At 67.9% G+C, this 18,426-nt stretch carries 16 protein-coding genes and 1 tRNA gene; 4 read left to right on the top strand and 13 right to left on the bottom strand.

From position 1 onward, the window contains the following. Positions 1-81: 81 nt before the first annotated feature. The 8 genes from murB to ABQJ54_RS14355 form a co-directional block, all read right to left on the bottom strand. Positions 82-1,110 (bottom strand): UDP-N-acetylmuramate dehydrogenase, encoded by a 1,029-nt coding sequence (gene murB / locus ABQJ54_RS14390; protein ID WP_367855353.1) that lies wholly within the window; start codon positions 1,108-1,110, stop codon positions 82-84. A 10-nt stretch (positions 1,111-1,120) separates the two neighbouring features. Continuing rightward, positions 1,121-2,158 carry a quinone-dependent dihydroorotate dehydrogenase gene (locus tag ABQJ54_RS14385; RefSeq protein ID WP_367855005.1) on the bottom strand — a complete coding sequence of 346 codons (1,038 nt, stop codon included), beginning with the start codon at positions 2,156-2,158 and terminating at the stop codon, positions 1,121-1,123. Between the two features lie 224 nt (positions 2,159-2,382). Continuing rightward, positions 2,383-3,156 carry a class I SAM-dependent methyltransferase gene (locus ABQJ54_RS14380; protein ID WP_367855004.1) on the bottom strand — a complete coding sequence of 258 codons (774 nt, stop codon included), beginning with the start codon at positions 3,154-3,156 and terminating at the stop codon, positions 2,383-2,385. Positions 3,157-3,160: 4 nt separating this feature from the next. Beyond that, positions 3,161-3,946, bottom strand: coding sequence for an SDR family NAD(P)-dependent oxidoreductase (locus ABQJ54_RS14375; RefSeq protein WP_367855003.1), 786 nt, complete (start codon positions 3,944-3,946; stop codon positions 3,161-3,163). Next, positions 3,946-4,242 (bottom strand): DUF4190 domain-containing protein, encoded by a 297-nt coding sequence (locus ABQJ54_RS14370; RefSeq protein ID WP_367855002.1) that lies wholly within the window; start codon positions 4,240-4,242, stop codon positions 3,946-3,948. The genes ABQJ54_RS14375 and ABQJ54_RS14370 overlap by 1 nt, the downstream gene beginning before the upstream one ends. Positions 4,243-4,486: 244 nt before the next feature. Next, the gene (amaB, locus tag ABQJ54_RS14365) at positions 4,487-6,022 is read right to left on the bottom strand and encodes an L-piperidine-6-carboxylate dehydrogenase (RefSeq protein WP_367855001.1); all 1,536 of its coding nucleotides are present in this window, start codon (positions 6,020-6,022) and stop codon (positions 4,487-4,489) included. A 162-nt stretch (positions 6,023-6,184) separates the two neighbouring features. Next, positions 6,185-6,370, bottom strand: coding sequence for a type II toxin-antitoxin system antitoxin (locus ABQJ54_RS14360; protein ID WP_367855000.1), 186 nt, complete (start codon positions 6,368-6,370; stop codon positions 6,185-6,187). A 7-nt stretch (positions 6,371-6,377) separates the two neighbouring features. Beyond that, positions 6,378-7,229 (bottom strand): SPFH domain-containing protein, encoded by an 852-nt coding sequence (locus ABQJ54_RS14355; RefSeq protein ID WP_367854999.1) that lies wholly within the window; start codon positions 7,227-7,229, stop codon positions 6,378-6,380. A gap of 161 nt (positions 7,230-7,390) precedes the next feature. Between ABQJ54_RS14355 and ABQJ54_RS14350 the strand changes: the two genes are divergently transcribed. Beyond that, positions 7,391-7,467: transfer RNA gene (locus tag ABQJ54_RS14350), tRNA-Arg, on the top strand. A 60-nt stretch (positions 7,468-7,527) separates the two neighbouring features. Here ABQJ54_RS14350 and ABQJ54_RS14345 read toward each other — a convergent pair. From ABQJ54_RS14345 to ABQJ54_RS14335, 3 genes are all read right to left on the bottom strand, one after another. Beyond that, on the bottom strand, positions 7,528-9,837 hold the full coding sequence (locus ABQJ54_RS14345; protein WP_367854998.1) for a transferrin receptor-like dimerization domain-containing protein: 2,310 nt from the start codon (positions 9,835-9,837) through the stop codon (positions 7,528-7,530). Positions 9,838-9,945: 108 nt separating this feature from the next. Then, entirely contained in the window at positions 9,946-11,316 is a 1,371-nt protein-coding gene (locus ABQJ54_RS14340; protein WP_367854997.1) for a hypothetical protein, read from the bottom strand. A 105-nt stretch (positions 11,317-11,421) separates the two neighbouring features. Further along, entirely contained in the window at positions 11,422-12,540 is a 1,119-nt protein-coding gene (locus ABQJ54_RS14335; protein ID WP_367854996.1) for a glycoside hydrolase family 18 protein, read from the bottom strand. A gap of 107 nt (positions 12,541-12,647) precedes the next feature. On the opposite strand from ABQJ54_RS14335, the gene ABQJ54_RS14330 reads away from it, so the two are divergent. Beyond that, positions 12,648-12,836 carry an oxidoreductase-like domain-containing protein gene (locus tag ABQJ54_RS14330; RefSeq protein ID WP_367854995.1) on the top strand — a complete coding sequence of 63 codons (189 nt, stop codon included), beginning with the start codon at positions 12,648-12,650 and terminating at the stop codon, positions 12,834-12,836. Between the two features lie 71 nt (positions 12,837-12,907). Continuing rightward, a complete protein-coding gene (locus ABQJ54_RS14325) occupies positions 12,908-13,888 on the top strand; it encodes an LLM class flavin-dependent oxidoreductase (RefSeq protein WP_367854994.1) in 981 nt (326 codons plus the stop codon). Positions 13,889-14,726: 838 nt separating this feature from the next. Here ABQJ54_RS14325 and ABQJ54_RS14320 read toward each other — a convergent pair. Together ABQJ54_RS14320 and ABQJ54_RS14315 are read right to left on the bottom strand one after the other, a co-directional pair. After that, positions 14,727-15,185, bottom strand: a complete 459-nt coding sequence (locus tag ABQJ54_RS14320) for an FKBP-type peptidyl-prolyl cis-trans isomerase (protein ID WP_367854993.1) — start codon at positions 15,183-15,185, stop codon at positions 14,727-14,729. 61 nt (positions 15,186-15,246) lie between these two features. Further along, positions 15,247-15,990: a glutathione S-transferase family protein gene (locus tag ABQJ54_RS14315; RefSeq protein ID WP_367854992.1), complete on the bottom strand. Its 744-nt coding sequence runs from the start codon at positions 15,988-15,990 to the stop codon at positions 15,247-15,249. A gap of 346 nt (positions 15,991-16,336) precedes the next feature. Here ABQJ54_RS14315 and ABQJ54_RS14310 point away from each other — a divergent pair, with 346 nt between their 5' ends. Continuing rightward, positions 16,337-18,349 (top strand): OPT family oligopeptide transporter, encoded by a 2,013-nt coding sequence (locus tag ABQJ54_RS14310; RefSeq protein ID WP_367855352.1) that lies wholly within the window; start codon positions 16,337-16,339, stop codon positions 18,347-18,349. The last annotated feature ends 77 nt before the right edge of the window (positions 18,350-18,426 follow it).

Genomic DNA, 18,426 nt, shown 5'->3' with positions numbered 1-18,426 from the left:
CGCCCGAACCCTCACCCCCAGCCCCTCTCCCGGAGGGAGAGGGGAGAAGAGCGCTCGCGAGATATTCCCGACAGCAATGGCTCAGCGTGCGCCGACCACCACGGGCTCCGGCTCCAGCCGCACGCCGAACTTCGCCTGCACGGTGGCGATCACCTGTTGCGCGAAAGCCCACAGTTCGCCGCCGCTGGCGTGGCCGTGGTTCACCAGCACCAGGGCGTGGCGGTTGGAGATGCCGGCGTCGCCTTCGCGCTGGCCCTTGAGGCCGGCGGCTTCGATCAGCCATGCGGCGGAGAGCTTGCTGCGGCCGTCGGCCTGCGGCCACGCGGGCAGTTCCGGGTGCTCGCGCTTGAGCACTTCGGCCTGCGCGGCATCGACCACCGGGTTCTTGAAGAAGCTGCCGGCGTTGCCGATCACCGCGGGATCGGGCAGCTTGCGCGTGCGCAGGTGCACCACGGCTTCGGCGACGTGGAACGGCGCGGGCCTGGCCACGCCCATGCGCGCGAGTTCCTCGTGGATGCCGGCGTAGTCGAGCCGCAGCTCGCGCGAGCGGGGCAACGCGAAGCGCACGGCGGTGACGATGTAGCGGCCTGGCTCGCGCTTGAACAGCGAGTCCCGGTAACCGAACGCGCAGGTGGCGCGGTCGAGCTGGGCCACGCGGTGTTCGCGGGTGTCCCAGGCTTCCACGCTTTCGATGAATTCGGCGACCTCGGTGCCATAGGCGCCGATGTTCTGGATCGGCGCGGCGCCCACGGTGCCGGGGATCAGGATGAGGTTTTCCAGCCCCGCATAGCCCTGGCCAAGTGACCAGCGCACGAAGTCGTCCCAGCGCTCGCCGGCGGCCACTGCGATGCGCGCGACGTCGCCGTCCTGCTCCACTTGCACGCCGCGCGTTTCCATCGCCAGCACGGTGCCGGGGTAGTCGCAGGCGAGCAGCAGATTGCTGCCTTCGCCCAGCACCAGCAGCGGCGCGTTGCGCACGGCGGGGAAGTCCAGCAGCTCGGGCAGCTTGCTGGCGTCGCGCAGCTCGGCCAACAGCTTCGCGCGCGCGTTCACGCGCAGTGTGTTGCGCGTGGTGAGCGGGGTGTTTTCGGTGAGCGTGTAGCCGCCCATGTCGGTCTTTTCAGGCGGCATGCGTACCTTCCTGTTGCCGGCGGATTTCGTCCACGCATTCGGCGATCAGCCGTGGGCCGCGGTAGATCAGGCCGGAGTAGAGCTGCACCAGCGCGGCGCCGGCGTCGAGCTTCTCGGCGGCGTCGCTGCCGTCGAGGATGCCGCCCACGCCCACGATGGGTACGCGTTCGCCGAGGCGGCGGCGCATGCCGCGCAGCACGTCGGTGGAGAGCGCAAGCAGCGGCTTGCCGGACAGGCCGCCGGTTTCGCTGCCGCGCGGATCGTCCGCCACGAGGGAATGGTCGATGGTGGTGTTGGTGCAGATCACGCCGTCGATGCCGGCGGCGAGCAGGGTTTCGGCGATGCCGTCCTGCTCGTGTTCGGAGAGGTCGGGCGCGATCTTCAGCAGCATCGGCTTGCGCTTGCCGCCCTGCGAGCCGAGCTGTTCCTGCCGTTCGCGCAGCGTGGCGACGAAGCGGCGCAGCGTGGCCTCTTCCTGCAGGTCGCGCAGGCCCTGCGTGTTCGGCGAGGAGATGTTCACCGTGATGTAGGTGGCGCGGTCGTATACGCGGTCCAGGCACAGCAGGTAGTCGTCCACCGCGTGCTCGTTCGGCGTGTCCTTGTTCTTGCCGATGTTGATGCCGAGTACGCCGCGATAGCCGGACTTGTCCACGTTGCGCACCAGCGCATCGACGCCCGCGTTGTTGAAGCCCATGCGGTTGATGATGGCCTCGTGCTGCGGCAGGCGGAACAGCCGCGGCTTCGGGTTGCCCTGCTGCGGCCGCGGCGTCACCGTGCCCACTTCGACGAAGCCGAAGCCCAGCGCACCCAGTGCGTCGAGGTGGTCGGCGTTCTTGTCCAGGCCCGCGGCGAGACCCACCGGGTTCGGGAAGCGGATACCGAAGGCTTCCACCGGCAGCCCGTCGGCGGGCCGGGCGACGAAGCGCATCAGCTCGCTGCGATGGGCCACGTCCAGGCCATAGAGGGTGAGGCCGTGCGCGGTCTCGGCGTCCAGCGCGAACAGCAGCGGGCGGAGCAGGTCGTACATGAAGTGTCTCGGTAGAAAAGGTCGGGCCAACCGGTTTTTTTGCTCGTCATTCCGGCCTGCGCCGAGAGCCTAAGAGCCTGTTTACACTCGTTCACCTGACTCTCTGTAGGAGCGTACCCTGTGCGCGAATGCTCTTAGCCAAGTCTTACGAAAAGCCTTTCGCGCACAGGGTGCGCTCCTACAGGGGGCTCGTGTGCTCGTTGCGGAACGAGCATAAACAGGTTCTATGTATTCTGAAGCGTACCCACGATGATGCGCGTGTCGTAGTCGAAGCTTATCCGGCCATCCTGCTGGCAGCGGTCGAATAGTTCGCGCAGCGCGGCGATCATCGGTTCGTGTTGCGGGTGGCCTTCCTTCGGGGCGTAGGAGGACGACATCAGGCGGCCGCGCAGCGCGTCGAAATCCAGCGACTGCTTGTGCTCGAAGCGCGCGATACCGCGCCAGCCGGTGCCGAACCACGCACGCATGCTGTCGTCGTCGGCGTAGCGCTCGGCCACGCTGGTGTAGTCGGTGCCGTGGCGCTGCAGCAACGCCTCGTAGCTTTCGAGGAAGGGCGTGCCGGTGAGGCGGCGCGAGTTCCAGAAGATCGCGGCGAGGCCGCCCGGACGCAGGATGCGCGCGAACTCGCGCTGCGTGGAGGCAGGGTCGAACCAGTGGAAGGCCTGCGCCACCGTCACCAGGTCGACGCTGCCGTCGGGCAGGTGGGTGGCGTCGGCTGTGCCGTCGACGGCGCGGAAATGCGGGTTGCCGCCCAGCCAGGCGAGCGCCGCGTCGCGCATCGCCGCGTTCGGCTCCACCGCGGTCACGTCGTGGCCGGCGTCGAGGAACAGCTTGCTGGAGATGCCGGTACCAGCGCCCACGTCGGCCACCTTCCATGCCGGCATGACGCCTTGTTCGCGGCGCAGCCAGTCGAGCATCGCGGCGGGGTAGTCGGGGCGATAGCGCACGTAGTCGGCGACGCGATCGCTGAAGCGTTCGGTGCTGTGCAATTTGCTCATGGCATCAGCCTGAAAGGTTCTGGCCGCCGTCCACGCACAGCGTCTGGCCGGTGATCCAGCCGGCCCAGGGCGAAGCGAGGAACAGCGCGGCGTGGGCGATCTCCTCCGGCCTGCCGTAGCGACCGAACGGGATCTTCGCAAGCGTGGCGGCATACAGTGCCGGCTCTTCCTGCTTGCGTCGATCCCACAGGCCGTCGGCAAACTCGATGGAGCCCGGCGCGATGGCGTTGACGCGGATGCGCCGCGCGGCGAGCTGCAGCGCCTGCGAGGTGGTGTAGTGGCTGAGCGCGGCCTTCATCGCGGCGTAGGCGGGGCCATTGCTGCGCGGGTGGAAGGCGGCGACGGAACTGGTGTGCAGGATGCTGGCGTGCGGCGAGCGCTGTAGGTGCGGCAAGGCGCAGCGCGAGGCGCGCACGGCGGCCATCAGGTCGATGTTGAAGTTCGCCAGCCAGGCCTCGTCGTCTTCGCTGAAGCCGTAGCCCGAGGCGTTGTTCACCAGCACGTCGATGCCGCCCAGCGCGGCGGCGGCTTCGTCGATGTACGAGGCAATCGCGGCTGCGTCGCCGAGGTCGCAACTGGCCGCATGCGTCGCGTGGCCGAAGCCGGCGAGTTCGTCGTGCGTGGCCTTGAGTGCCTCCGCGCCGCGTGCGCAGATCGACACGGCCGCGCCGGCTTCCGCGAAGGCCAGCGCGATGCTGCGGCCGATGCCCTTGCTGCCGCCGGCGACGACGACGCGCCAGCCGTGGAAATCGAAAAGCGGGGTGGCGGACGCGCCGGGCATCGGTGGCATCAGTGCCAATGCGCGAAGCTCAGGCCGAAACTCAGGGCCGCGATGATGAAGAACACCACCACCACGCTGAGCGCCAGTTGCACATAACCCAGCACCAGCCCGGCGACGGCCATGCCGTCACCCTCGATGCGCTGGTCGATCGGCGCGCGGTGGATTTCGCCACGCGCCAGGTGGCCGCAGACCACCGCGATCAACGCGCCGACGAAGGGCAGCATGACCCAGGCGAGGATGCCGAACACCAGGCTCACGATGGCCGTTGCGCTGGTGTTGCTGCGTTGGGGCGGCGGGTAGCTCATGGCGGCGATCCTTTTGCTCGGTACCCCCCTCTCCCACCGGGAGAGGGGCTGGGGGTGAGGGTTCGGACTTGCCTCGGCATTTCGCCCCGCCCGAACCCTTTCTCGGCTGGATTCGCGCCATCCTTGGCGCTCACCCCTTCGGGGCCGGCTCCGCCGTTCCGCAGGCGCTCCTGCGCCTGCTGGTCGCTACCCTTTCCTCTAGAGAGAGGAACTAGCGGCATTCGCGTGATGACGAGTGAACTGCTTACAGGTCGAACTTGATGCCCTGCGCCAGCGGCAGCGCGTTCGAGTAGTTGATGGTGTTGGTCTGGCGGCGCATGTAGACCTTCCACGCGTCCGAACCGGACTCGCGGCCACCGCCGGTTTCCTTCTCGCCGCCGAACGCGCCGCCGATCTCCGCGCCCGAGGTGCCGATGTTGACGTTGGCGATGCCGCAATCCGAACCGGCCGCCGACAGGAACTGCTCCGCCGCCTTCAGATTCTGCGTGAAGATCGACGAGGACAGGCCCTGCGGCACGTCGTTCTGCATGTCGATCGCCTCGTCGATGGTCTTGAACGGCATCACGTAGAGGATCGGCGCGAACGTCTCGGTCTGCACGACTTCATGCGAGTTGGCGATGCCGGTGACGATGGTCGGCAGCACGAAGTTGCCCTTGCGGTCGGTCAGCGCCTTGCCGCCGGTGCGCACGGTGCCGCCCGCCGCCTTGGCCTTCTCGACGGCTGCGAGATACGCCTGCACGGCCTCCGGGCTGTTGAGCGGACCCATCAACGTGGTGGCCAGTGTCGGGTCGCCGATCTTGCCCTCGACCTGTTGATAGGCCTTGACCAGCGTGTCGAGCACGTTGTCGAAGATGGACTCGTGCACGAACAGCCGGCGCGTGGTGGTGCAGCGCTGGCCGGCCGTGCCGACGGCGCCGAACACGATGCCCGGGATCGCCAGCTTCAGGTCGGCGCTTTCATCCAGGATGATCGCGTTGTTGCCGCCCAGCTCCAGCAGCGAACGGCCCATGCGCTTGGCAACGCGCTCGCCCACGTGGCGACCCACCTTGGTCGAGCCGGTGAAGCTGATCAGCGGAATGCGCTTGTCGTCCACGAAGGCCTGCGACAGCTCCACGCCGGCGTCGTTGAACAGGAAGAACAGGTCCGGGAAGCCGCCGGCCTGCAGCGCCTCGTTGCAGATCTTCATCGTGGCGATCGCCGACAGCGGCGTCTTCGGCGACGGCTTCCAGATACAGATGTCGCCGGCGATGGTGGCGAGCATCGCGTTCCACGCCCACACCGCCACCGGGAAGTTGAACGCGCTGATGATGCCGACCAGGCCCAGCGGATGGTACTGGTCGTACATGCGGTGGCCCGGGCGTTCCGAGTGCATGGTGTAGCCGTACAGCATGCGGCTCTGGCCCACCGCGAAGTCGGCGATGTCGATCATCTCCTGCACTTCGCCGTCGCCTTCAGGCTTGATCTTGCCCATCTCCAGCGCGACCAGCGAACCCAGCGCGTCCTTGTGCCTGCGCAGCGCGTCGCCGCACAGGCGTACGGCTTCGCCGCGGCGTGGGGCGGGGGTGGTGCGCCAGGTCTTGAACGCCTCCTGCGCGCGCTTGACGATGGTCTCGTAGTCGGTCGCGCTGCTCGCATGCACCTTGGCGATCACCTCGCCGCTGGCCGGGTTCACCGGCGCCAGCGTGCCGGCGTCCGTGGTCTTCGACCACTCGCCGTTGCCGAGGTAGGTGCCGGGATTGACGTCGGCCAGGCCGAGCGCGGAGAGGATGCTGTGGGACATGGGGACTCCAGTGCCGGGCGCATGGGCGCCCTGTTTCAAAACGGGGATTCTAGCAGGGGCGGTGCCGTCGCCGGATCGCGCCGGCGGCGATCCATGCCGGAATCCGCGCTTTGGCGCCATGGCCCAGCTGGATGGGGCATCCCTCTGGTTGGCGCTATGCACTCAGTTGTCGTCTTCGACCGGCGCGGATTTGCCCGGCTTCAGTCGTCCCGACTTGCGCAGCGCGTCGCGCAGTACATATTCGATCTGGGCATTTAGGCTGCGCAGCTCGTCGTCCGACCAGCGCTGCATGGCTTCCAAGACTGCAGCGCTGATACGCAGTGGATAGGCTTTCTTCTCGCCGGCCATGCTGCCGTCAGCTGTAAAGCGTGCCGGTGTTGAGTACGGGCTGGGTACCGCGCTCGCCGCACAACACCACCAGCAAGTTGCTGACCATCGCCGCCTTGCGTTCCTCGTCCAGCTCCACCACACCCTGTTTGCGCAGTTCTTCCAGCGCCATGCCGACCATGCCCACCGCGCCTTCCACGATGCAGGTACGTGCGGCGATGATGGCGCTGGCCTGCTGCCGCTGCAGCATGGCCTGGGCGATCTCCTGCGCATAGGCGAGGTGGCTGATGCGTGCCTCGGTGACCTCGACACCGGCTTTGCCCAGACGAGCCTGAATCTCGTCGCGCAAATGCGAATTGATGCCGTCGCCATGGCTGCGCAGCGAGGGCTGGCCGCTGTCATGCGAGTCGTAGGGATAGCTCTGCGCCATCTGCCGCAGCGCTGACTCGCTCTGGATATGCACGTAGTTCTCGTAGTCCTCCACGCAGAACACCGCTTCTGCGGTGTCGACTACCTGCCACACCACTACGGCAGCGATTTCGATCGGGTTGCCGTCGTTGTCGTTGACCTTCAGCTTGCCGCTTTCGAAATTGCGCACGCGCAGCGAGACAAGGCGCTTGGTGTAGAACGGGTTGGTCCAGCGCAAGCCTTCCTCGCGGACGGTGCCGGCGTACTTGCCGAACAGTTGCATCACTTGTCCGGTATTGGGCGCGACCTGGAAGAAGCCCTTGAGCAGGAAGACCTCGACCACCCCCAGCAGGATGCCGAGCATGGCGTACGGACCGCGAGCGAGCAGCAGGGCGAGGCCGGCAATGATCACCAGCACACAAAGCCCGATAAACGGAATACCGGCGACTGAAAGACCCTTGCGTTCGTTCATGGGTAATCCTCCTTCGAGTGGAAGGATTAGATATCAAAATGATATCTTTTTCAAGAAAGGGCCTCTTATGACGCTGCCGCTCCGGGGGGCAGCCGAACGATCGCGGGCACCGCTCAGGCGGTGCCGTGATGATCAGGTATCTTGGTATGCTTGTCGGCTATGGCCCCGTAGCTCAGCTGGATAGAGCATCCCCCTCCTAAGGGGAAGGTCGCGCGTTCGAATCGCGCCGGGGTCACCAGACGCGCGAAGGCCGGCGAAAGCCGGCCTTCATCGTTTCCGCCGGGCTACTTCGGTGCGGTCAATGCGGCTGTTTCAGCATCGCCGTGAGCTTGTCGAGCTTGTCGCGATAGCCATCGAGCACCTTGGCGGTGATTGCGGCATAGCGATCCGCCTCGTCCCACCGCCGCGCCTCCAGCGCCTCGCGCACGCCGGGCACGGTCTTGACGCCGTAGCCGGTGAGCATGCCGGGCGCGTAGATCATGTGCCTGAACCAGGTGCGGCCGGGCAGCCCGTCGGGGTCGGTGAGCGACTGCTCCATGCGACCCATCAGTGCGTCCAGTTCGTTGCGCTGGGCATCGGTGAGGTCGAGTCCCGCTTCGGCGCGGGTGTGGTACGCCGCTTCGTATGCTTGTGCACTCTGCTTGAGCTGTTTCGCCGCCCGGTCCAGCGGTGCGAGGTCGATCGCTGGTACGTCGGAATCGCGTGCCGGCGGCGCCAGTGGGCGAGTGGGATCGCTGGTCAGCGCATAGGCATGCTGGTCGAGCAGGCGATGCTGCTCGTCAGTAGCCTTGCGGGTGTCGTCGACCAGCTTGTGCAGTTGCCCGACGTAGCGGTCCAGTGTGTCGCTGAAGTCGCCGAAGCGCAGCGGCAGCACGCGGGCGTCGGCGGTGCGCAGCACGATGTGGCCGGCGACCTTGGACAGCGCCACGCCGTATTCGAAGGTGGGATCGCCGAAGCGTACGTAGTGGTCGAAGGAGTCGTAGCGCGAGTGGTACACGCCGCCGTCGTCGTCCTCGCCGCTGAAGCCGAGGTCCAGCGAGGCGATGCCCAGGTGTTCGAGGAAGGCGCTGTAGTCGGAGCCCGAGCCCAGCGCACCGATCGGCAGGTCGCCGCCCGCCGCCGCCAGCTTCGCATCTTCCTTGGCCTGCGGGTTGGCGCCCTTGGCCGCGCCTTCCACCAGCATGCGGGCGCGCAGGCGCTGCTGCACGCTGACGTGGGTCTCCGGGTCGGTGACGCCGGCGGCGACCTGGTTCACCAGGTGCTGCAGCGAATGGCTGCCGCCGGCATCGAGGAAGCCGCGGCCGTTGGTGTCGGAGTTGACGTAGAGCACGGCCTTGGCCTGCAACTCCTTCGCGTGCGTCTCGGCCCACTCGGTGGAGCCGAGCAGGCCCGGTTCCTCGCCATCCCAGCTGGCGTAGACGAGGGTGCGCTGCGGCCGCCAGCCCTGCTTGTACAGCGTGCCGATCGCCTTGGCCTCGGCCATCAGCGCCACGTTGCCGGCGAGCGGATCCCAGGCGCCGAACATCCAGCCATCGTGGTGGTTGCCACGGACGATCCACTGGTCCGGCTCGGTGGAGCCCTTGAGCGTGGCGATCACGTCGTAGACCGGTTTGCGGCCCCAGTTCGATTCAACGACCAGATGCGCCTTCGCCGTGCCCGGACCGATGTGGTAGGTGAAGGGCAGGGCGCCGCGCCAGTCGGCCGGCGCCACCGGGCCGCTCAGGGACTGGAGCAGCGGCGTGGCGTCGGCATAGGAGATCGGCAGCACGGGGATCTTCATCAGCGTCTTCGCGTCCTTCAGCGCCAGATGCCCCGCGCCGGGGACGGAGCCGTAGCCGGGCGTGGTGGGATCGCCGGGGTAGACCTGCATGTCGGCCACCGAGCCGCGCTGCACGCCGCCGGCGGGGCGCCAGCCGCCGTCCGGATACGTGTCGCCCTGGTAGTAGCCGTCGTTGCGCGGGTCGGAGTAGATCAGGCAGCCCACCGCGCCGTGTTCCTGCGCGAGCTTGGGCTTGAGGCCGCGCCAGCCGCCGCCGTAGCGCACGATCACGATCTTGCCCTTCACGTCGATGCCGCGCCGGGCCAGCGCCTTGTAGTCGTCCGGCATGCCGTAGTTGACGTAGACCAGCGGCGCGGTGACGTCGCCGTCGGCGCCGTAGACGTTGTAGGGCGGCAGCGTGCCGTCGCGGATCGACGAGGTGGCGTCACCGGGCAGCGGCGGTTCGCTGAGCGTCGCGGTGAAAGGCTTGGGCCCAAGCAGCGACAGCGCCACCTTCTTCGGCGTGGGGTAGAGCACGTCGAAGGTCTCGATATGCGCGTCCCAGCCCCACTCGCGGAACTTCGCCAGCATGAAGTCGGCGTTCGCCTTGTCGTGCGGCGCGCCCACCTGGTTCGGCTGCGAGGACATCTGCTTCAGCCAGTCGCGTTGCTCGGCGGGACCGAGCAGGGCGTCGAAGCGCTGTTCCAGGCTCCTTTCCTGCGTCGCTCCGGTGCTGGTGAAGCCGAGCATCGGACTGGCCCGGTCGTCGGCGGGCGCGGCGGCCGCCGCGGCGCAGGTGGCGAGCAGGCAGACCAGGGCCAGTGTCGGGCGGATGGTCGGACGGATCATGCGGGTGTCTCCTTCGCGGTGCGGATGCGTGGAATGGTGATGCGCGGCGTTGCGCCAGTTGTATGGGCACAGCGGCACGCCCGGCGGGCAAGCTTTCGTTTCCCCGTGTCAATCGTCGTCGCCACGCCTGGCCGGCACGGCGATGTTCCGGTGGTAGAGCAGGTCGCCGTTCTCGGCGCTGAAACGCAGGAGGTACTTGCCGGGGCGCAGGTAGAGATCGGTGCCGGGCACGCCCTGCGAACTGATCATCAGCCGCATGTCCATCGTGCCGAACAGTGGAACCTGATCCAGCACCGCGCGATCGGCCGGGATCGCATCGTCGTCCTCGCCGGCGTAGCGTGCCTCGACCAGACAGGGAAAATGTTGCTGGCAGCGCGTGCTGTCGACGAACCAGGGTCGGCGCAGGCCGCCCAGGCCCAGCCAGTCGGGTCGACCGTGCACCAGGTGGACCGGCGGGAAGAACACGCTGACGTCGTAGCCAGGGCGCAATGACCAGGGCTTGTCCGCCGCGCTGGTGAACACGATCGGCACCTTCGGATGCAGCCGTTCCATCACCGCGGTGTAGATCGGGTGATCGTCGCTGGCGAGTGCATGCGGATACAGCATGGTCTGCTCGACCGACAGCATCGGCATGCCGGTGAGTTTGTGCAGATGTTCGGCCATCGAGGAGCCGCCGAGGTAGCGGCCCGACTTCACGATATGGCTGTAGCCGGCATCGACCACCAGCCGCGCCTTGGGATCGCGCCTGAACACGGCGTCATAGAGATTGCGCGCCTGTTCGGCCTCACGCGCGTCGCCGCTGGCGTCGGGCCCGGCCTCGTAGGCGACCACCTTGAAACCCAGCTTCAAGGCGGTGCGCACCATCTCGGCGCATACCGGCTCCTCGGTGTAGAAGCCGCTCTTGTCGACGGGATAGCCGCGCGCCTGCAGGCCGGTGTCGGCCTGGTACAGCGTCTCGGCGGCGAAGTAGTCGAAACCCTCCTCGCGCAGCCGGCCCAGCAGCTGCACGGTGAGGCTGCGGGTGAGCGCCACGTTGTGCGCCTCGTTGAGCAGCACGATGGGATAGGACTTCGCCAGTTCCGTGATCGTCGCCAGCGCAGGATGGGCGTTGTAGCCGGGCAGGCCCAGCGGTGAAGGGGCATCGTCCCGTTCGGGCACCTGCTTGATCGAGAAGCTGGCCGCCGCGTCGGGATAGTCGCCGATGAAACTCTGGTACCAGCTGACGTACTGGCCGAAGATCAATCGGAATACCGGCGACTTGTCCTCGTCGTAGGCGTTGCGCATCGCCTGGTACTGCGCGAGCAGTCCCTTGTGCCGGTTCGCCGCGGCCATGATCCGGTCGGACTTGGCGGCTGCGGCGAGCTGCAGCGCCTGCCATTGTTCCGGTGTCGGGGCTGGCGTCTGGGCGGAGGCGGCGCACGGGCCGCACGCCAGCAACGCGCAGGCGAACGGGACGACCAGGCGACGGTGAGGGAACATCGGCTACCCCGGGGAGGAACGGTCCCGCCGCCTGCCGTTTTACCAGCCTAGCCAGACGCTGTCCCGTGGCGATGCCAGGAATGGGTCACGGATCATGGCCGAACGTCATTGCAGGCCCTGCCACACCGCCTTGAGCAGTTCGCCATCGGGGTCGCTGCCCTGTTCCCAGTACATCAGGCCGCCGAGGTGTTGCGCCTTCACATAGGCGGCCTTGGCCGCGATGGACTGGGGATCGTCGTAGGTGATGAAGCGGTGCGTCTGCTCGTTCCACAGGTACGGCGCCTCGGCTTTCGCGTCCCAGTAGCGCACATAGCCATCGTGGTTGATGAAGTCGGCCTTGAGCTGCGGCCAGTCGTGGCCACCCTGGTAGTGGCCGTATTTCTGGAACATGCCGTGATGGGCCGGATCGACGTCGGCGAACTCGCGGCCGTAGAACGCCACGCCGGGCACCAGCTTCGCCGGCGGCACGCCGGCGGCGAGGAACTGCCGCACCGCACGCGCCAGCGTGCGCGCATCGGCCGGCGCCAGTGCCGACGCGTGCAGGCCGGTGTGGTTGCAGGTGGTCGGCGTCATCACGTTGCAGAAGTCGTAGGTCATCAGGTTGAACCAGTCCAGCGACGGCGCCACCGCGGCGATGTCGATGCCGTCCACGAACGGACCATCGGCGGCGGCGATGGTGAGCAGGTAATGCTTGCCGTGGCCGGCGCGGTCCAGCGTGGCGCGCAGCGTCTTGAGCAGGGCGGTGAAGTGCTCGCGATCCTGCGGGCTGGAGGCGATGCCGGACTCGTGGTGGCCGGGATATTCCCAGTCCACGTCAAGACCGTCGGCGTGTGTTTCCACGAGCAGCGCGGCGGCGCTGTCGGCGAAGCGCTGCCGGCTTTCCGGCGTCATCGCCGCTTCGGAGAAGCCGCCTACGCTCCAGCCGCCCACCGACACCATCACCTTGAGCTTCGGGTGCGCAGCCTTCAACGCGATGCGTTGCTGCAGCAACGCGCGGCCCGCGGGGGCGAGCGTCACGCGGCCATCCTCCGGCCGCGCGAACGCGAAGATCAGGGTATCGATGCGATCCACGTCGGCCGCGGGAATCGGGTGGTGCGCGGTGTCGTAGGCCACCACGCGATAGTGCGCGCCGCTGGTGGCCGCGGGCTGTGCGGCGAGTGCGCAGGCGGGCAGTGCCAGCATAGCCAGCAATGCGGACAGGAAGCGGATACGGCGTGACGGCATCGGGGGACTTCCGCAGCGGGGGGTCTTCGATCATCGCAGCGCGTGGGCCGCGCGGCCAGTGCGGGGCGATACACTGTGAGTGCGATACCTGACTGGAACCCTCGTGCGTGAGCCCCGCCGACATACCCGTCGACCATCCTGACGACCCGCGGCCCCAGCCGCCGCCCGAGCCTGATCCCGGCGAATGCTGCGGCAACGGCTGCGACCCCTGCATCTATGACCTCTACGGGGATGAGCTGGAGCGCTACAGGGTGGCGCTGGCGGCGTGGCGGGCGCGGCATCCCGACGACGCCTGAGTCGGGGCGGCACATTGGCAAGCGCCGTGGGCGTCCCCAGATCAAGGCGCATCGTGTCACCGGATGCCGCCATGGTTCCCTTTTCCGTCCTCGACCTTGCGCCGATCACCGAAGGCAGCGATGCCTCGCAGGCGTTCCGCAACACGCTCGACCTGGCGCAGCTCGCCGAACGGCTGGGCTACACGCGCTATTGGTTGGCCGAGCACCACAACATGCCCGGCATCGCCAGTGCGGCGACGGCGGTGCTGATCGGCCACGTGGCCGCCGGCACCTCGCGCATCCGCGTGGGTGCGGGCGGCATCATGCTGCCGAACCACGCGCCGCTGCAGGTGGCCGAGGCGTTCGGCACGCTGGCCGCTTTGCATCCGGGGCGGATCGACCTGGGCCTGGGGCGCGCGCCCGGCACCGACCATGCCACCGCGCGGGCGCTGCGCCGCTATTACGACAGCGCCGACGCATTCCCGCAGGACGTGGCGGAGCTGCTGGGCTATTTCGAGCCGGCGACGCCGGGGCAGGCGGTGCGTGCGGTGCCTGGCGCGGGCAGCGAGGTGCCGGTGTGGCTGCTCGGTTCCAGCCTGTTCGGTGCGCAACTGGCAGCGCGTTTGGGCTTGCCGTACGCGTTCGCCTCGCACTTCGCGCCCGACGCGATGGACGAGGCGCTGGCGCTGTACCGCCGCGATTTCCGGCCTTCGGCGCGGCTGGCGCAGCCCCACGCCATGCTGGGCCTCAACGTGGTGGCGGCTGGCAGCGACGCCGAGGCGCGGCGGCTGTTCACCACCCAGCAGCAGAGCTTCATCAACCTGCGCCGCGGCCAGCCGGGACTGATTCCGCCGCCGATCGACGACATCGAGGCGTACTGGACGCCGCCGGAAAAGATGATGGTGGAGCGGGCGCTGGCGTGTGCCGTGGTGGGGGATGCTTCAACCGTGAAGCAGGGGCTTGCGGATTTCATCGCGCGCCATCGGCCGGACGAGCTGATGATCACCAGCAACGTGTTCGACCATGCGTTGCGGCGGCGGTCGTATGAGTTGGTGGCTGCTGCGCGCGGGTAGCTTGCTGGTGCTTTCATGTTGCGACTCCTCTCTCCCGCTTGCGGGAGAGGGGTAGGGGAGAGGGGCTTTTGCTCCCGCGTTTTCGCAAGCTACAGAGCGGTTTCGTGCCGCTGCCGCGGCCCGAGTTACTTTTCTCTTGCGTGGCCAAGAGAAAAGTAACCACTGCCGCCGCAGGAGCGGCGGCGAACGGCGAAGCCGGCCCGCAGGGCGGAGGGCAGGATGCCCGACGTAAAAGAGAAGGCCACCCCGCGGCGGCGCTTGCCGGGCCTCCTGCCCGGCAAGTCCGTGAGGCGGGGCCGGGCTTTTCGAGCGGGCATCCTGCCCGCGCGAAAAGGCGAGCCCATCCATGGGCTCGCCCGCTGCCGGCCTTTTCGGCCCCGCCTCACCGCCGCCGAGGGGCCCCGGAAAAGCAGGTGCGCATTGTGCGCACCAGAAGCAACAGCCAAAGCCAGAGCAAAGCCAATGCGGCGCGAAGCGCCGCGAGGCTTTGTGCTTCAGCTTCCAGATACGGCGCGGTGTGGCCGTGCCGTGTATCGCGTAGGCGGGAGTGGCTCCAAAAACCTCGAAACGTCCTGCTTGTAATCCCGGCGTATTGAATCAGGCCATTTCTCTTGGTTACTTCTCTTGACTCCGGGCTTCCTGCCCTCCGCCCTGCGGGCCGGCTGCGCCGTTCGCCACCGCTCCTGGCGGTGGCGTGGGCCAGCAAAGAGAAGTGACTCGGGCGCCGTCAGGCGTCCGAAACCGCTCTGTTTCTTGCGGCACGCGACGAAGATCGTTTCGTCGTCTGCGAAAGAAAGCATTGCGCGGGAGCATCCGCGGCGATCCGCAAGGCAGCCGCCTACTGCTGCCCCACGCCCACCAGCTTTACGTCGAACACCAGCGAGGCGTTCGGCGGGATCACCCCGCCCGCGCCGCGCGCGCCGTAGCCGAGCTCGGCGGGAATCAGCAGGGTGCGCTCGCCGCCCACGTGCATGCCGGCCACGCCCTGGTCCCAGCCCTTGATCACCTGGCCCTGGCCCAGCGTGAAGGAGAACGGCTCGCCGCCGTGGTCGCCGGTGCTGTCGAACTTGCTGCCGTGCTTGTCCTTGGCGTGCTCGTCGTACAGCCAGCCGGTGTATTGCACCTGCACGGTCATGCCCGGCTTCGCCTCGGCACCATTGCCGACTTTCGTGTCGACGATGCCGAGCTTGTCCACCTGGCCGCTGCTCACCGGTGCGGGCGGCGGCGTGCGGTTGCAGGCGGCCAGCGCGCCGAGCGCAAGAGCGGAAGAGGCGAGCAGGGCGAGGGAAAGGCGCATGGGGAGGTATCCGCGATGACGAGGCGGCATCATCGCAGATCGTGCCTCCTGCTTCGATGGCTCAGGCCGCCGCAGCCTGTGGTTGCGGCCATGCATGGGTGGGGTAGTAGACCTGCATCATGCGCGCCACGTAGGCGACCAGGTTCGGATGGCGCCGGGCAGCTTCGCGCAGCGGCGTGTCGAAGAACGGCGTGAGGATCGCGGCGAGCACGCCGAAGGCGACGGCATCCACCGCATGCGGCCGGTCGCCGAACAGGTGGTCGCGTTCGCCCAGCAGCACGGCCAGCGCGTCGATCGAGCGCGTGCCCAGCGCGGCGATCTGTTCGCGGGTGTGGCGACCGATGCCCTGCGCATGCAGCTCGTTCTGCTTCGCGGCCTGCATGTCCTCGCGCAGCCGTTCGCGCACCGCCTCGGGGGCGCGGTCGACGAAATGCGCCGGGCCCTTGGCGAAGTTCGCCGCATCGACCCAGCGGAACCACACCATCGCCCAGTACAGGTGATCCTCGACCAGCCGCTCGACGGCCCAGGCTTCGGCACGCTGGCGTGCGTCGAGGCCCGCGTCCAGGTCCACCCCGTGCTTGCGTTCGAGATGGGCGCGGATGAAGGTGGAATCGCACACCACCTCGCCCGCGTCGTCGATCCACGGCAGCTTGCCCTTGGGCGCTTCCGGCGGGATCGCGAACACCTTGTGGTACGGCAGATGGGCCATCTGCAGCTGCACCTCGGTCTTGGTGACGAAGGGGCTGGGGTCGGGCAGGTCGAAGGCGGGGGCGCAACCGTACAGGGTGATTTGCGGCGTCGTCATGGCGGGGCTCCTCGGGTGGATGCCGGCCAGTCTCGCGGGGTGCTGCTGACAACCTGCTGTCAGCAGTCGCGGTCGCGTAGCGCCAATGGAGGCATGCAGCCTGGGCGGCAGAAGCCGTCCGGGCTGCAAAGCCCGCCGAGCGGTCCATGTTTCCGCCGCTTCTTGGCCCATAGCTTCGGCTATGGGCCGGCGAATCGTCGAAAACCTGTCCTCGCTCGGCGACCTTTTCGCCTCGAACGTTTCTGCCGCCCAGGCTCCATAGGCGCAAGACGAGCAGGAAAGGCCGATCCACGCTATCTTGCGCGGCAGCGTCCACCCGGGGAGTGCCACCGTGAACCCTCAGCCCATGTCCAACGCGCCCGCGCGCGCCGAACTCACCCTGCGCGGCCTGGTCATCGGCATCGTGATCACTGTGTTGTTCACCGCCGCGAACGTGTTCTTCGGGCTCAAGGCCGGCCTGACGTTCTCCACCTCGATCCCGGCGGCGGTGATCTCGATGGCGATCCTCAAGGCCATGCGCGACGCCACCATCCAGGAGAACAACATCGTGCAGACGGTGGCCTCGGCCGCCGGCACGCTGTCCTCGATCATCTTCGTGCTGCCGGGCCTGATCATGGTCGGCTGGTGGACCGGCTTCCCGTTCTGGATGAGCTTCGGCATCTGCGCCACCGGCGGCATCCTGGGCGTGATGTACACCATCCCGCTGCGTCGCGCGCTGGTCACCGATTCGGACCTGCCGTACCCGGAAGGCGTGGCCTGCGCCGAGGTGCTCAAGGTGGGCTCGGGTTCGTCGGAGGCCGCGGCCGAATCGGTGGAATCGGGCGGGGCGGGGCTGAAGGCGGTGCTGGTCGGCTCCATCGTCTCGGCGGTGTTCTACGTGGTCGTGCAGACCAGGCTGTTCGCCACCTCGGTGTCCAGCTATTTCCGCATTGGCGACAAGGGTGCGGCCACCGGTTTCGACTTCAGCCTCTCCTTCGCGCTGTTCGCGGTGGGCCACTTGGTGGGCCTGTGGGTGGGCGTGGCGATGCTGTTCGGCGCGGTGATCAGTTGGGCCTGGGCAGTGCCGCACTTCCTGTTGCTGCATCCTTCCAATCTTGCCGCCGACATTGCCGCGGCCGGCACGGCCGCCGACATGGCGCAGGCCACCTGGAGCCACGACGTGCGCTATGTGGGCGCAGGCGCGATCGGCGTGGCGGCGATCTGGACTCTGGCCAAGCTGGTCAAGCCGGTGACCAGCGGCCTGGCCGGCGCGATGGCCGCCGCGCGCGTGCGCAAGGCCGGCCAGGCACACACGCTGGCGCGCACCGAGCAGGACATGCCGATCGGCATCGTCGGCCTGATCACCCTGCTGTGCCTGATCCCGGTGGCCTGGCTGCTGTGGCATTTCAGCACGATCAGCGGGCTGGGCGGACATACCGCGTTGCTGGTGGGCGGCGGCGTCCTGTTCGTGGTGATCCTGAGCTTCCTGGTCTCCACGGTCTGCGGTTACATGGCCGGCCTGATCGGTTCGTCGAACAGCCCGCTGTCGGGCATCGGCATCCTGGTGGTGATCATCGCCGCGCTGCTGCTGGTGCTGTTCGTGAAGGCGCTGGTGCCGGCAGAGGCGGGCAAGGCGCTGGTGGCGTTCGCGCTGTTCATTACCTCGATCGTGTTCGCGGTGGCTTCGATCGCCAACAACAACCTGCAGGACCTCAAGACTGGCCAGCTGGTCGACGCCACGCCGTGGAAGCAGCAGGCGGCGCTGGTGATCGGCGTGATCGCCGGCGCGGTGGTGATTCCGCCGGTGCTGGACCTGCTGCAGCACGCGTACGGCTTCCTTGGCGCGCCGGGCGCGAACCCGGCGACCGCGCTGCCGGCGCCGCAGGCCGGGTTGATCTCGGCGCTGGCGCAGGGCGTGATCCAGAACAACATCGACTGGAACCTGATCGGCCTGGGCGCCGGCATCGGCGTGGCGCTGATCGTGCTGGACGCGGTGCTGGCGAGCACCACCAAGTCGGTACGCCTGCCGCCGCTCGCGGTGGGCCTGGGCATGTATCTGCCGACCTCGACCACGCTGATGGTGGTGGTGGGAGCGCTGGTGGGGGCCTGGTTCGACAAGCGTGCCGAGCGCGGCCCGAAGGCGGAGCCGACCAAGCAGCTCGGTGTGCTGCTGGCCTCGGGCCTGATCGTGGGCGAGAGCCTGCTCGGCGTGATCGTGGCCGCACTGGTGGCCTTCACCGGCAAGCCGATGCCGCTGGCGCTGGTCGGCGACGGCTTCGCCACGCCGGCGATCTGGATCGGCGGCATCGCCTTCGTGGCCTGCGTGGTGGTGATGTACCGCTGGATCGCGCGCCTGGGGCAGGGCACGTCCGCGAAGTGACCGCGGCCGCCGTTCATCGCCTGCAACAAGGCCTGCTCTAAACTAGCGGGGACCGGGTCCGGCGCACTGTCCGGGCG

The organism is Rhodanobacter lycopersici (assembly GCF_040812335.1).
Classification (GTDB): Bacteria; Pseudomonadota; Gammaproteobacteria; order Xanthomonadales; family Rhodanobacteraceae; genus Rhodanobacter_A; species Rhodanobacter_A lycopersici.
This window is presented reverse-complemented; position numbering and strand designations above follow the sequence as displayed.

Excerpts from the sequence above, each read along its gene's own strand:
- murB (WP_367855353.1), bottom strand. The coding sequence starts at position 1,110 with ATGGGCGGCTACACGCTCACCGAAAACACCCCGCTCACCACGCGCAAC.
- ABQJ54_RS14385 (WP_367855005.1), bottom strand. The coding sequence starts at position 2,158 with ATGTACGACCTGCTCCGCCCGCTGCTGTTCGCGCTGGACGCCGAGACC.
- ABQJ54_RS14380 (WP_367855004.1), bottom strand. The coding sequence starts at position 3,156 with ATGAGCAAATTGCACAGCACCGAACGCTTCAGCGATCGCGTCGCCGAC.
- ABQJ54_RS14375 (WP_367855003.1), bottom strand. The coding sequence starts at position 3,946 with ATGCCACCGATGCCCGGCGCGTCCGCCACCCCGCTTTTCGATTTCCAC.
- ABQJ54_RS14370 (WP_367855002.1), bottom strand. The coding sequence starts at position 4,242 with ATGAGCTACCCGCCGCCCCAACGCAGCAACACCAGCGCAACGGCCATC.
- amaB (WP_367855001.1), bottom strand. The coding sequence starts at position 6,022 with ATGTCCCACAGCATCCTCTCCGCGCTCGGCCTGGCCGACGTCAATCCC.
- ABQJ54_RS14360 (WP_367855000.1), bottom strand. The coding sequence starts at position 6,370 with ATGGCCGGCGAGAAGAAAGCCTATCCACTGCGTATCAGCGCTGCAGTC.
- ABQJ54_RS14355 (WP_367854999.1), bottom strand. The coding sequence starts at position 7,229 with ATGAACGAACGCAAGGGTCTTTCAGTCGCCGGTATTCCGTTTATCGGG.
- ABQJ54_RS14345 (WP_367854998.1), bottom strand. The coding sequence starts at position 9,837 with ATGATCCGTCCGACCATCCGCCCGACACTGGCCCTGGTCTGCCTGCTC.
- ABQJ54_RS14340 (WP_367854997.1), bottom strand. The coding sequence starts at position 11,316 with ATGTTCCCTCACCGTCGCCTGGTCGTCCCGTTCGCCTGCGCGTTGCTG.
- ABQJ54_RS14335 (WP_367854996.1), bottom strand. The coding sequence starts at position 12,540 with ATGCCGTCACGCCGTATCCGCTTCCTGTCCGCATTGCTGGCTATGCTG.
- ABQJ54_RS14325 (WP_367854994.1), top strand. The coding sequence starts at position 12,908 with ATGGTTCCCTTTTCCGTCCTCGACCTTGCGCCGATCACCGAAGGCAGC.
- ABQJ54_RS14320 (WP_367854993.1), bottom strand. The coding sequence starts at position 15,185 with ATGCGCCTTTCCCTCGCCCTGCTCGCCTCTTCCGCTCTTGCGCTCGGC.
- ABQJ54_RS14315 (WP_367854992.1), bottom strand. The coding sequence starts at position 15,990 with ATGACGACGCCGCAAATCACCCTGTACGGTTGCGCCCCCGCCTTCGAC.
- ABQJ54_RS14310 (WP_367855352.1), top strand. The coding sequence starts at position 16,337 with ATGTCCAACGCGCCCGCGCGCGCCGAACTCACCCTGCGCGGCCTGGTC.